This window comes from Ruegeria sp. (genome assembly GCF_965199275.1).
GTDB lineage: Bacteria > Pseudomonadota > Alphaproteobacteria > Rhodobacterales > Rhodobacteraceae > Ruegeria.
The window spans coordinates 125207-137330 of record NZ_CBDAQX010000015.1 but is presented as its reverse complement, the minus strand read 5'-3'; the positions used below and the strand labels follow the sequence as shown (position 1 = coordinate 137330).

The 12124-nt window shown below is 55.1% G+C and carries 11 protein-coding genes; 5 read left to right on the top strand and 6 right to left on the bottom strand.

The genetic code is table 11. The features are described from left to right. Positions 1-49: 49 nt before the first annotated feature. Genes ACOERD_RS11925 through istB form a run of 3 tightly spaced genes read left to right on the top strand, consistent with a single transcriptional unit; the run spans position 50 to position 2653 of the window. Positions 50-367 (top strand): DDE-type integrase/transposase/recombinase, encoded by a 318-nt coding sequence (locus ACOERD_RS11925; RefSeq protein ID WP_419739158.1) that lies wholly within the window; start codon positions 50-52, stop codon positions 365-367. Positions 368-426: 59 nt separating this feature from the next. Further along, entirely contained in the window at positions 427-1935 is a 1509-nt protein-coding gene (istA, locus tag ACOERD_RS11920) for an IS21 family transposase (RefSeq protein ID WP_419737605.1), read from the top strand. Next, the gene (istB, locus tag ACOERD_RS11915) at positions 1922-2653 is read left to right on the top strand and encodes an IS21-like element helper ATPase IstB (protein WP_419737606.1); all 732 of its coding nucleotides are present in this window, start codon (positions 1922-1924) and stop codon (positions 2651-2653) included. Before istA ends, istB begins: the two co-directional genes overlap by 14 nt. A gap of 511 nt (positions 2654-3164) precedes the next feature. Here the strand turns inward: istB and ACOERD_RS11910 are convergent. After that, positions 3165-4427 carry a replication initiation protein gene (locus ACOERD_RS11910; RefSeq protein WP_419739157.1) on the bottom strand — a complete coding sequence of 421 codons (1263 nt, stop codon included), beginning with the start codon at positions 4425-4427 and terminating at the stop codon, positions 3165-3167. A gap of 581 nt (positions 4428-5008) precedes the next feature. Between ACOERD_RS11910 and ACOERD_RS11905 the strand changes: the two genes are divergently transcribed. Together ACOERD_RS11905 and ACOERD_RS11900 are read left to right on the top strand one after the other, a co-directional pair. After that, positions 5009-6394, top strand: coding sequence for an AAA family ATPase (locus tag ACOERD_RS11905; protein ID WP_170641174.1), 1386 nt, complete (start codon positions 5009-5011; stop codon positions 6392-6394). After that, positions 6387-7454, top strand: a complete 1068-nt coding sequence (locus ACOERD_RS11900; RefSeq protein ID WP_170641176.1) for a ParB/RepB/Spo0J family partition protein — start codon at positions 6387-6389, stop codon at positions 7452-7454. Before ACOERD_RS11905 ends, ACOERD_RS11900 begins: the two co-directional genes overlap by 8 nt. A 449-nt stretch (positions 7455-7903) precedes the next feature. Here the strand turns inward: ACOERD_RS11900 and ACOERD_RS11895 are convergent, their stop codons facing one another. Genes ACOERD_RS11895 through ACOERD_RS11875 form a run of 5 tightly spaced genes read right to left on the bottom strand, consistent with a single transcriptional unit; the run spans position 7904 to position 11981 of the window. Continuing rightward, the gene (locus ACOERD_RS11895; RefSeq protein ID WP_419739156.1) at positions 7904-8599 is read right to left on the bottom strand and encodes an RraA family protein; all 696 of its coding nucleotides are present in this window, start codon (positions 8597-8599) and stop codon (positions 7904-7906) included. Further along, positions 8596-9291, bottom strand: a complete 696-nt coding sequence (locus tag ACOERD_RS11890) for an alpha/beta fold hydrolase (protein ID WP_419739155.1) — start codon at positions 9289-9291, stop codon at positions 8596-8598. The genes ACOERD_RS11895 and ACOERD_RS11890 overlap by 4 nt, the downstream gene beginning before the upstream one ends. After that, complete coding sequence (locus tag ACOERD_RS11885; RefSeq protein ID WP_419739154.1) at positions 9288-10412, bottom strand: cobalamin-independent methionine synthase II family protein; 1125 nt, start codon at positions 10410-10412, stop codon at positions 9288-9290. Before ACOERD_RS11885 ends, ACOERD_RS11890 begins: the two co-directional genes overlap by 4 nt. Before the next feature lie 10 nt (positions 10413-10422). Further along, positions 10423-11025, bottom strand: coding sequence for a class I SAM-dependent methyltransferase (locus tag ACOERD_RS11880; protein WP_419739153.1), 603 nt, complete (start codon positions 11023-11025; stop codon positions 10423-10425). Further along, positions 11022-11981, bottom strand: a complete 960-nt coding sequence (locus ACOERD_RS11875; protein ID WP_419739152.1) for a cupin — start codon at positions 11979-11981, stop codon at positions 11022-11024. Before ACOERD_RS11875 ends, ACOERD_RS11880 begins: the two co-directional genes overlap by 4 nt. Positions 11982-12124 lie beyond the last annotated feature (143 nt).

Sequence of the window (12124 nt, the reverse complement as noted above, 5' to 3'; positions counted from 1 at the left end):
CCTAGCGTTGTAGTGAAACGCACTACGCTTAACCGGCGGGTGATAAAACATGCTAGTGAAATCGCCGACGTTGCGCGCAAACGTTCGGGACCGAGTGACCGCTCCTCGCGGGTGGATGAAGCTTAAAAGCGTGAATGGTGCGAGGATCACTCTCTACAGAGCTATGGATAAACACGGCAATACGCTGGGTTTCATGCATTCAGAGCGTCGGAACAAACCTGCCGCTCAAGAACTCGTCGCTCAATTGATTGAACGCAATGATCTTGCGCGACAGTTTGTGTCGATATTAGCGGAGCGAACACAACAGGTATGTAGAAAAGCGTGCAATTTTGACCCCCTAAGCGGGGAAATCGGCGTCCAAATTTGACCCCTCCCTATGGTTGTAGACATCCTTTTCATTGAGCAGTCGATGGAGAGGCAAGCGGGATGATTTGCGTGGAAACTATTAGAAAAGTGCGTCGCTTACACCTGATCGAAAAAAAGAGCATCAAGGAAATTTGCCGTTCGCTCAATTTGAGCCGTGCAACGGTTCGAAAGATAATCCGATCGGGAGTGACGGAGTTCAAATATGAGCGCAAATCGCAGCCATACCCGGTGCTCGGGCCTTGGCGCGCGCGTCTGGATGAAACGCTTGAGGAGAACGAGGCGCTTCCGAAGAAACACCGCAAGCGGATGACCAAAATCTGGAAGGAACTCTCCGATGATGGTTTTGGCGGCGGGTATGACAGTGTTCGACGCTACACAAAGAATTGGCGCATTGCGCACGGCCGACAACAGGCGCAGGCGTTCATCCCGCTGATCTTTGATCCTGGGGAGGCGTACCAGTTCGACTGGAGTGTGGAGACGGTTTTGATGGACGGTGCACTCACGACCGTGAAGGTTGCCCATTTCAAACTTTGCCATAGCCGCATGCCATTCTCCATTGCCTATCCGCGCGAGACGCAGGAGATGGTCTTTGATGCCCACGACGAGGCCTTCAAATTCTTTGGTGGAGGCTGCATCAACGGGATCTACGATAACATGACGACCGCCGTCGATGCGATCCTGTCGGGCAAGGAAAGAAAGTTCAACAAGGCATTCTCCCGGATGTGTTCTCATCATCTGGTGAACCCGATCGCCTGTACGCGCGCGGCCGGTTGGGAGAAGGGTCAGGTTGAGAATCTGGTCAAGGAGAGCCGCGCCTATAGTTTTACACCGCGTCTGGAGGTGGCCGACTTCGATGAATTGAATGCCCGGCTGCAAAAAGACGCGATCAAACGCGCAAAAGAACTGCGGCATCCGGAAAACCTGGAGGTGACGGTCTGGGAGGAGTTCCAGCAGGAAAAGCCGCTGCTGACGCATCTGCAGAAGCCCTTCGTCGGGTTCCGTGAAAAGACGGTCGCCGTGAGCCGAACCTGCCTGATCAACTTCGAAAGAAACAAATACAGCGTTGAGGCAAGAGCTGTTGGACGTCAGGTCCAGTTGCAGGTCTACGCCACGCGGATTGTCCTGCGCCAAGACGGTGAGATTGTCGGAGAGCACGAACGGTGCTTCGGCCGAGGAAAAACGATCTTCAACCCTTGGCACTATGTGCCCGTCCTCAAGCGCAAGCCTGGCGCTCTGCGCAATGGAGCACCGTTCCGTGACTGGGACCTACCACCGGCAATGACGCAGATCTGGACCCATCTGCGGGGCACATCCGACGGAGACCGGCAACTTGCCGATATTCTTTTCGCTGCTTACCAGCACGACATTGATGTGGTCGAGGCTGCCTGCGAAGAAGCTCTAAAATCTGGCCTGCGCAAGGCCGATGCGATCCTGAACATTGTCTCTCGGCGCACCAATCCCCCGCCGCCAAAGGCGATTGAGCCGCCTGCCCACCTGCAGCTGAAAATGGCACCGATCGCGGATTGCGCTCGCTATGACAGGCTTGGAGGCTCCCATGCAACTGCGTAAGGAAATTCTCGAACTTGCCCGTCAACTGAAGTTGCCAGGCATCGTCAACTGCTTTGACGAAGTGATGCAGGCCGCAGCCAAAAACAACTGGCGGCCCCAACAGGTCGTGGCCGAACTCCTCACGGCCGAACTGGCCGAAAAGACTGCGCGCTCGATCCGGTATCAGATGGGTGCCGCAAAGTTCCCGGTCTGCAAGTCCTTACCTGAGTTCGACTTCACGGTCAGCCCCGTCAACGAGGAAGTCGTGCGCAATCTTCATGACGGCGATTTTATGGACCAGGCCAGGAATGGCGTGCTGGTCGGTGGAACCGGATCGGGCAAAACGCATCTCGCAACAGCGATCGGGGGCCACGCGGTCAATAACCGCCGGCGGGTCAGGTTCTTCAGCGCTGTGGATCTCGCGAACAAGCTGGAGGCTGAACATCGCGAAGGCAACGCCGGGCGGCTCAGCGAGCAGCTGATCCGCGTCGACCTCGTGATTATAGACGAACTCGGTTATCTGCCGTTCGCAGAGTCTGGTGGACGATTACTCTTCCATCTCATCAGCAAACTGTACGAGCGAACGTCTATTCTGCTAACAACCAACCTCGCATTTGCTGAATGGCCGAGTGTGTTCACAGATGCCAAAATGACCACTGCTCTCCTGGATCGACTGACACACCATTGCGATATCATCGAAACCGGGAACGAAAGCTGGCGAATTAACCACCGCGACTAACCTCGAAATCGGGGAATAAATTCAAAACAGACAGCAGGTCAAACCTTCAGTCGAGCTACGCTCTCTTTTCGGTTTGACCTGCTGTCCACCCCCTCCTGAATCAACCTAAACACGACCCCCTCAACGCCCCTCTTAGCTCCAAGGGGGGTCAAATTTGGACGCCGATGGGGGGTCATTATTCAATGCCGATTGACACAACAGGTATCAAAGCCAAAGAAAATATGCTGATTGGCTTAGGCGGCCCAACCCCAATCAAGAGGGTCATGGGAAACATATGAGTGAGGTCGTGGGACAGGACCACCGGATCATCAAAAGACACACTCGACAGAATTAGGGTTCGAGATAATCACTTCAGTGACAACAACACCAGAAGGAAGCGAGGTGGTACTCATGATCTGCAAAGTTGAATTCACGTCCAGATACTTTCAATTCCGCTTGCGTGCAGTACTAAAGGCATTGGCCGCGAGTTCGGTGTCAGCTTTTCTTTCAGAAAAAACATCACAACAGAGCGTCAAACCGCGAACGCTTCTGGCTCCAGGTCCTCCCAAAATTCAAATATAGCTGTGGCGTTCAAGCCCGAACGCCAGCCATGAGATCGAAAATGCTCTCGATCTAGATCATTGTCCAAACCTGCTAAGAACAACCGCTTGTCTGCATCTCGCTGTGTAGGGTTTCGCCGCGAAACCAGGTCTTCTACGATGGCAAGCTTGCGTGCCCTTGCCTGCCTTTCGGCTGTTCGGGCAGCATATGCCTTTTCTTCTGAGGCTTTTTCCGCAACCCGTTTACGCGCTGCCTCGATGGCTTCTGGACTAGGCTCGGGTGTTGGAATGTCCTTCGGATCCTCGTAGTCATCCCGCAGAGCAGCCGACAAGTATCCGACAGTCGATTTCACACCGCCCTGCCCTTTTACGTAATCGAGCTTCTTCTGGACATAGTCTTCGCCGTGCTCCGCGATCCATTGCCGCGCTAAGCGATCTGACACACCCTGCTTCCTCAGAGTTTTGTACACGGCGAGATTGCGCACCCCATCACTATCGTCGATCTCGAACATCGCTTTTTGCGGATTACCTTTGATCAGAAAACGAATGTCAGTGACGGTTCGACCCTTCTTTTGAAACTCGGGCTCGATCAAAATATCCGAGCTTTTGTTCACCTCCGTGACTGATGGTTTGATGATCTTTGCGTTGAGGTGTTTGAAACTGGCGTAATAATCACTGCCATCAACACCCATGAGCTTTCGGAACACGTCCAGGGGCCACCAACCAGTCGACCCTGTCCGCACAAATCGGTAGCAGTTTTCATACAAAGCAAGCCCATGCCCGGAACTGAAATTTCGCTGAATCTGCACGTTGATCAGCGCATAGATCTTCGGATCGTACAGTTTTTGCGCCAGCGCGGGTGAGTATGAATACTCGCAAACTCCCCCTTTCAGTTTGGCAAAACTCAGCAGGGATGAGACGCCCCATTCCTGGCGCCCCTGCTCATCCAGCATGTCCCATTCCGCGACTGTTTCCGCCAATGCCCGCAGGCTGGCACGCAGAGTGTCAAAGTCGTTTGAATTGTACCCGACCATCATAGCAAGCGTCCGCGCATCAATCGTGTGGGTCTGCGCGGTCGTCAGTGCATCATAGGCGTTCATCAACAAAACATTCGAAAGCTTTCTCTGCAGCAGAGAAAGTTTGCCGCTGATGTGTATCGCTGCGACATTCTTCTTAACAGTCTCTCGACGCAAAGCGCCCGAAAGCTGATCCATGTTCAATTGTGTATCCGGCATGATTCTGCCCGGCTGCTCATTTTGCAAAAGCCTGACACAAAAGGTACCTTTGCTTCAATAGTTTTTGGGTACCCAAACACGGGATGAAGGCAATCCCGTATTCAGGTACCTTAAGAATCACGCACGTAAGTTATCCACAGAAATTGATTCAATCCGAGTCCGAACCCTACTTCGGCCTCGGCCAGTCGCGAGAAAAACCGTCGAATTAGTGTCTCTTTTCCAAGGATTTTGAGTATCCCGAGAATCAGTCCCCTACTTCCTGATCATTGGCCCCTGATGTCCTGTAAACGGATACCCATGATCCCGTAAAATGGTTCTTTTGGAACCGTATTTGGATACTCAAGTATATCTATTACATTGTTTTTATTACGTTCTTCCACGGTAAAGATTCTAAAACATCTAAAAAAAATAAAACGTTTTTTGTGCTGATTTCCTTTCACTATGTTTAGTTTCGCCACGAAACCGCCTCTTGCTGTAATCAACTGTGGAAAAAACACCGGAAGAGGATAGTCATCTCCAATAATGTTCGCTACATTTCCCGATATACGTCGCAAAGACGAACATTTTCTGAGGCATCGACAGTGAGTAAAACCAACCAACCTCCCCTGCCCCCATATCTGAACCTCGATCCGGAAATCGCAGCGAAGAAGTTGCCCAATCCTATCGGCACATCTCGATTCGCAAAAGCAGCGGCTTTCTGTGCAAAAGGACGCGAGGACCTTGCCCGTAGAGGCTATGCGCCGGATGGCGAAAAGCGACTGCGCCGATTTTCAATTTGGGAAATAACAAAATATCTGATTCCGGTTGCACCGGCACATCTGCGCCGTGTTTTAAAAGCGAACCCAGATTTACCGCAAGGCGAAGGTGAGGCGGGCTCCAAGTGGTTCACCCTTGAAGATGTACTAACGCTGCGCAAGCACTTTGCGGCGGAAGGTGTAAGCACCAAGGAATATCTGCCCTACCGACCCGAAGGCCTGCCGGCCAAGGTCGTGGCAGTAGCCAATTTCAAGGGAGGTGTCGGCAAGACATCCACAGCGGCGCATCTGGCAATGTCCGCAGCCCTAGATGGGTATAAGGTGTTGGTTATCGATCTTGATAGCCAAGGTTCGATGACATCAATACTTGGAGGCCAGGTTGCTGATGAGTGGCAAACCGTATTCCCTTTGGTCGCCAAAGACTATGCCCGCGCGGTGCAGGAGGAGAATCGGGTGCGTTCTGCTGCGGCTCAGCCGGAAATTCCTCTGGATGAAACCCTGCAGGAAGCTTTGAAAACCACGCCTCAGGACGTGATTCAAAAAACGCATTGGCCCAACATCGACCTGATCGGGGCGCAGCTGAACTTGTATTGGGCGGAGTTCCAAATCCCCGTCTGGCGTATGGGCCTGAGAAGCTGGCCATTGTGGGACGGTCTGACGAACTTCCTTCAGGATGAAGGCGTTTTGAATGACTATGACGTTGTCTTCCTGGATACGCCTCCTGCTCTTGGGTACCTAACGATCAATGCGTTGGCTGCGGCCGACATTTTATTGGTGCCGCTGGGGGCTTCGTTCCTGGAATTCGATTCCACCGGTCGTTTCTTCGATATGCTCTATACGACATTCGCCAGTATCGAAGATGGTGAGAACGCAGCGCAACGTGCGGCGGGTTTACCCGAACTGAAGTTCGAATGGGATGTAGTACGCGCGATCATCACGCGGTTTGACGCGAGCCAGCAGACCGATATGGCAAATGTCATTCAGGCATATTTCGGGGATTTCATGAATGCCTACAGGCAAGACTATACAGCGCTGGTAGGGCAGGCGGGTGAGCAAGTGAACGGCATTTACGAAGCGGATTATCGCGACTTCAACCGCGAGACATATGTGCGCGGACGTGAGACTTTCGACAGAACCTATGCCGAATTCAAAGAAGTTCTGATCGGTTGCTGGTGGCGCGATGCGCAGATGGGAGGACATGCAGATGGCTAAACGTAGAAGACTGATTGCACCAGATACAGAGGCGCTTGAACAACTAGAGGCCGGTTTCGCGGCGAAACCCTCGCTCAGCCCGTTTGAGACCAAATCCGCTCCGCCACCCATCGCCCAAGTCGCAGCGGAGGCAGCATCGCTTGGGGGGATGGCTGCTGTCACAGACCGCGTTGCGCTGGCTCAGGACCAGGGCGATGCTGCACGGTGGCGGGATGCACAAGAGGCCGGGTTGGTGGCCCAGATGCTGCCACTTGACCAGATTGACGCCGATTTCATCCGACGTGACCGCATGGTCGAAGATGAAGAAGCCATGGCAGAGCTCCTCGAATCCCTTCGCGTCAATGGGCTGAGAACACCGATCGAGGTGACTCCCGAAGGGAACGGCTTCGGTCTGATTTCCGGATTTCGGCGGCTTGAAGCGTTCCGACGGCTGGCGGGCACGGATCCTCGGTTCGCCGAAATCCCAGCCTTTGTTCGCAACGCGGGGACGGGTCAGGGGGCCTATGTCTCCATGGTCGAAGAGAACGAGCTGCGCGCCAATCTCACGCCGTATGAGAGAGGACGCATAGCAGTACTGGCGGCAGGGCAGGGGGTTTTCCCGTCGACCGAAGCGGCTGTTGATGTGCTGTTCGCTGCTGCGTCAAAAGCAAAGCGATCAAAGGTCCGCAGCTTTGCAATGGTTCATGAAAGCCTAGGCGATCTTCTCCAGCACCCGGTCGCCTTGTCAGAGAAGGCGGGTCTAAAGCTGGCATCGGCCATTCGAAGTGGGGCGCAAGCGGTGCTTCGCGACGCTTTGGCAGGAGTCGGTCCGCTGGATGCAAAGGCCGAATGGGGTATCCTTGAGAAAGCAATGAGTGACTCGTCGGATGCGTCTCAGAGCAAAAGCCGAGGCGGCCGTCCCACAGAAGTTCAACGCCTCGCAAAGAGACCATTGAAAGGCGGAGGAGAAGTTTGGGCAGAAGTCGCATCTGGTGAATTGCGGCTTAAAATCAAGGGGCGTGAACTGGCGCTGTCAGATGCGGAAGCCTTGGTGAACCAACTTTGTGAGCAGTTTCAATAGGCAGTGGTTAAGGTGTCTTTCGGTACATGAGGCAGGCAGAGAGGAGAGTAGAATAGCAAATTCACGGGAGTGCGCAAAATATAGAATTATTGAACATTATATTCGGCGAGGCTATTCTGACATAGCCAGCCATGATGTAATTGATGTACGAATTCCCAAGTTCAAAAGTAGGAACATGGAAGCTTCTGAAAATCACACACACTGGATCAGGACTAACAGCCAGTAGATGACAAGCGCTGTAAATGCGATGGAAGAGAGGAAGGCTTCCAGGCATTCGCATTAAACGCAATAGTAGGAAGTTGGTTGAACCGCGTATTGCTTAAGTCATCGACAGATCAAAGCTACTCTTTCGCCAGCGCGAAGTGTTGTGGCAATCGGTTTGTTTGGAATTCTCTCTAAAGAATAAGCGTAGCTTACTTTTCAGAGGGTCTTTCAATTGTCGGCCGCAATCAAACCCTTGCCTTTTCGAACTCGGCCCATGCGGTTTCGAAGGTTTCAAAATCAAACCCGGATTGGCGTGCAGCATCCAAGACGATACGCTCTGTCACCAGAAGTTTCTGGATCGCCGCTTCCAGTTGCACGATGATATCCTCTGGTATCACCAGTGCTCCGTGACGGTCAGCGTGTACCAAATCACCTGGGCTTATAGTCAGGCCGAACACGGAAACCGGCGTATCAATCTCGCGTATGTGGACGAAGCCATGGCTCGGGCCGACCGAACCGGCGACAACGGGAAATCCTTCGGGTAAGTCACCAAGATCGCGCATCACGCCATTGGTGAGGACCCCCGACATACCGAACCCTTTGTGGACCGATGTGTTGATCTCACCCCAATAGGCGCCGATACAGTCCGGGTAGTCTACATCCTCAATCACGGCCACAGATGGCTCCAGGGCTTCGGCCATATACTTGTAGTAGGCCATGCGTCGCGCCCGGATCACATCTGCTGGCTCGGTTGGCGGGTGAATGGCGGCGATTTTGGCGGTGCGGGCATAGCCGACAATTGCTGGCTCATCGGGAGCAGAGCACTGCATGGTGCCCCGGGTGAACTGATCAAATCCTCGTTTGCCCTGTGCCACCTCGATGGCGTTGCATACGGTGGGCGTGTCGACCTTGCGAAGCAGAGACAGAAGCGATGGGGTCATGAGTCCTCCAGCCAGCGGATCAGGGCCGCCGTGGTTTCTTGTGGTTGTTCCAGTGTGGGCAGGTGCCCTGCGTCTTCAATGATCGTCAGCACGCTGTTTGGCAGAAGATCGTGCATAAGTTGGTGGCGTTCGACAGGGCAAAGACCGTCGGCACGCCCGCACAGAACCAGCGTTTTGCCGGTATAGGCCGACAGGGTCGCGCGTTGGTCGATGCGATCCATCAGCGCTTGCGACTGACGTAGAAAGACGTCCGGCCCCAGATCCGTGGCCATAGCCATGCACAGGTCCAGGATAGCGCCCTGTCGTGGACCGTCCGCCAGATAGTTGGGCTTCATCTCATCGCGCATCACCTGCCGCAAGCGCCCCTCGCGCACGGCGGCCATCTGCGGCGCACGGCGCGCTTTGACCTCGGGCGTTTCTGCCAGCGGGTTGGTATCCAGCAAAGCAAGCCGTTCCACCCGATCCGGGGCCTGATGCAGCACTTCCATCGCAACAATCCCACCCATCGACAGCCCCGCCAAAGCAAAGCGCGGAGGGGCATTGTTCAGAATCTCGGCGGCCATGGCCCCGACGCTGTCCTGCTGGCTTAGCGGGAAGCTCATCAACGGCACCCTGTTTGACAGCGCGTCGATCTGCGGACCAAAGAGGCGCGCATCGCACATCATGCCGGGCAACGAGATCAAAGGCGTCATGACGCGGCCATCTTTGCCCCTGCCGACAGCGCCGCCAATTTGGCATAGGCGATCCGCGCATCAACCGCGCCGAAGCCCGCGAAGGTGCCAAAACCGCAATCGCTGCCTGCAATCACCCGATCCGCCCCTACGATGCCCGAGAAACGGTCGATGCGCTGCGCCACAAGCTCAGGGTGTTCGATGAAGTTGGTGGTGGTGTCAACAACGCCGGGCACCAGTACCTTGTCATCGGGTATTTCATCTTTCCGGTCGCGGAACACGGTCCATTCATGAGCGTGTCGCGGGTTCGAAGTTTCAAACAGCACATAGCGCGATTTGGTCGCCATCAGAGTGGAGAATACCTTGTCCATTGCGATGTCACAGCAATGCGGGCCCTCGTAATTGCCCCAACAGATATGTACGCGCACACGGTCCTGCGGGACGTTCTGCAGCGCATGATTCAGAGCCTCGACATGCATATTGGCGATCTTCACGAACGCGTCGTCCGACAGATCGGTGAACAACATATGCCGAGACAGGGCCAAATCGGGACAATCCAGTTGCAGGTCCAGACCGGCGGCCACAATGGTTTCGTATTCTTCTTTCATCGCATCGGCCAGCGCGGCCAGATACGCTTCGCGCGTAGGGTAGTGGTCATTCTGCAAAAACAGCGAAATCACCCCCGGAGAAGCGGTATTCATGAAACCTCGGTCTATCCCGTGCCGGGACATCGCCGACTTGAGGTTAGCGATGTCCTTCTGCAACTCGCCTTGCCCTTTTGAACGTACCTCGCCCGTACACATGGGGCGCGCATATTTCGGGGTGCCTCCATCATCGGCCAGACGCTGCAAAAAGCTGGGAAACATCTTCAGATCCGCAGGTGCATTGCGCGGGCTGTCACCGGAAAACCCGGTATAGCGGTCCTTGACATAGGTGGCGTAGGAAATCTTCGAGGTCTCGCCATCGCTGACGATATCCACCCCGGCTTCGACCTGTTTGCGCACCGTCTCGGAGACCGCTTCGGTCATGCAGGCATCAAAACCCGCGGCATCATAGGGCTTGCCGTTTTCACGGGCGAAGATGTAATCCACCACGTCCTGCGAGCGGGGCAGGGATCCAACATGCGTGGTCTTTACGGTCATCGGGGCCTCCTCAGATTTTGCGAGCCATCAGGATTGTGTGGCTTTGGGTTTCGGGGTCTTCGGCCAGAAACCCAGTCAATTGCAGCCCGTTCTCTTCAAGGCAAACAGCATAGCCTGCCGGAGACAGCGAAGCGTGATAGACACGTTCCGATCCAACGGTACCACTGTCCTCTCCTGCGCGGGGACCGACGGTCAGCATCAGCATTCCACCGGGCCGCAAGTGACGGGACATGCGGGCGATGCAAACCCTTTGCTCGTCAGCCGTAAGATGGAAAAAACTGTTCCAGGCAATGATGCCGTCGAAACTCTGATCCAGTTCGAAATCGCGCATATCGCCATGACGCCAATCGCCATCGGGCCAGCGGGTTCGGGCAATGGCCAGCATCGCCTCGGAGAAATCGACACCCGTGACGTCAAACCCTTCGGCCTTGAACCACCGCGCAATGGGATCGCCTGTCCCGCAACCTAGATCCAGAACGCGATCGCCTGGCTTCAGGCTGGCAGTGAAGCGCGCCAGCCAGCGCGCTTCGAACAAAGCCTTTGAACGGCGCTTGTCATAGTCGGTCGCCTGCCGTTCATAGATTGCGTGCGTGTCGTTTGGATCTGCGGTCATCCTGTCCAGGTGGCTCCTGCCGGGTCATCGGTCGCTGTAATCCGGTACAGACCCGCCTGTCCGGTCATCGACGGTTCAACGCTATAGCGTTCCCCTGGCAGAACCAAGGCAGTGTCTCCATTCGACAGAGTGGTCTCATACCCATCAATCGAGATGCGCCAGTGACCGCTGGCGGGCATTAGAACAACCGGCTTTTCAGCGATAACCGGATCAGTCACGCTTGAGCCGCGCCCGAGGAAGTCGACCTCGAACCCCGGTCTATCTTTAATCAGAGCGTTTTCGCCGATCACCGGTGCCGGTTTATTGGCCGACAACGCCATCAGATCCCAGTAACGGGCAACGTATTTGCCCACCACATCCTCAACCGGTACTTCGGGGTAGTCTTTCAACTGTTCCTCGGTCAGCAAGGGCATCGGCCGCACGTTGTGGGGCAGTTCTTGCCCTTTCTTGCTGTCATACAGCACACCATTGTCACCCAGCATCAGCCCGTGGGCCTGTGCGTCCTGAATGACTTGCGGCGCCCAGGTCACGCCACCCCCGGCATCGTCGCCGCCGAGGATCGACATGATCATCCCATAATCCTGCCCCACATTTTCGAACCCGCGAAAAATGCCGGTTGGAATGTTGAAGATGTCGCCTTCCTCGGCAATGAACTCACCTGCAGTGCCATAGCGGCCCCAAAAGAACCGCCAGCGGCCTTTGGCGACAAAGAACACCTCGGCCGTGGTATGGCTGTGCAGAGAGTTCCGGCATTTCGGAGGCTGGCCCGCAGCGCCGATGTTAAAACCAATTTTGTCGGTGATGTGGACGTGCTGGTCAGGCGATTCCGAGACGCCGCCGCCGATAATGGTGAAGTTCTCTTTCTGGTCACTGCCCGGCGTATGGGCGTCGATAAAGGCGGTTTTGCAGGGCTGCAGCTCGCCGTAGCGGACGATGCGTTGTTGGATTGTGCTCATGATGGTCTCCTTGAAAATGGGGGTGATGGGATCAATCCCGTCCCCCGGGAGGTCGATTGTTCAAACGCCGCGCGCGCAGCGACGCGCGATGCGTGTGAAAGCGCCGCGCCGCCTGACTGGCGTTCAGGGAGAGGCCCATCGCA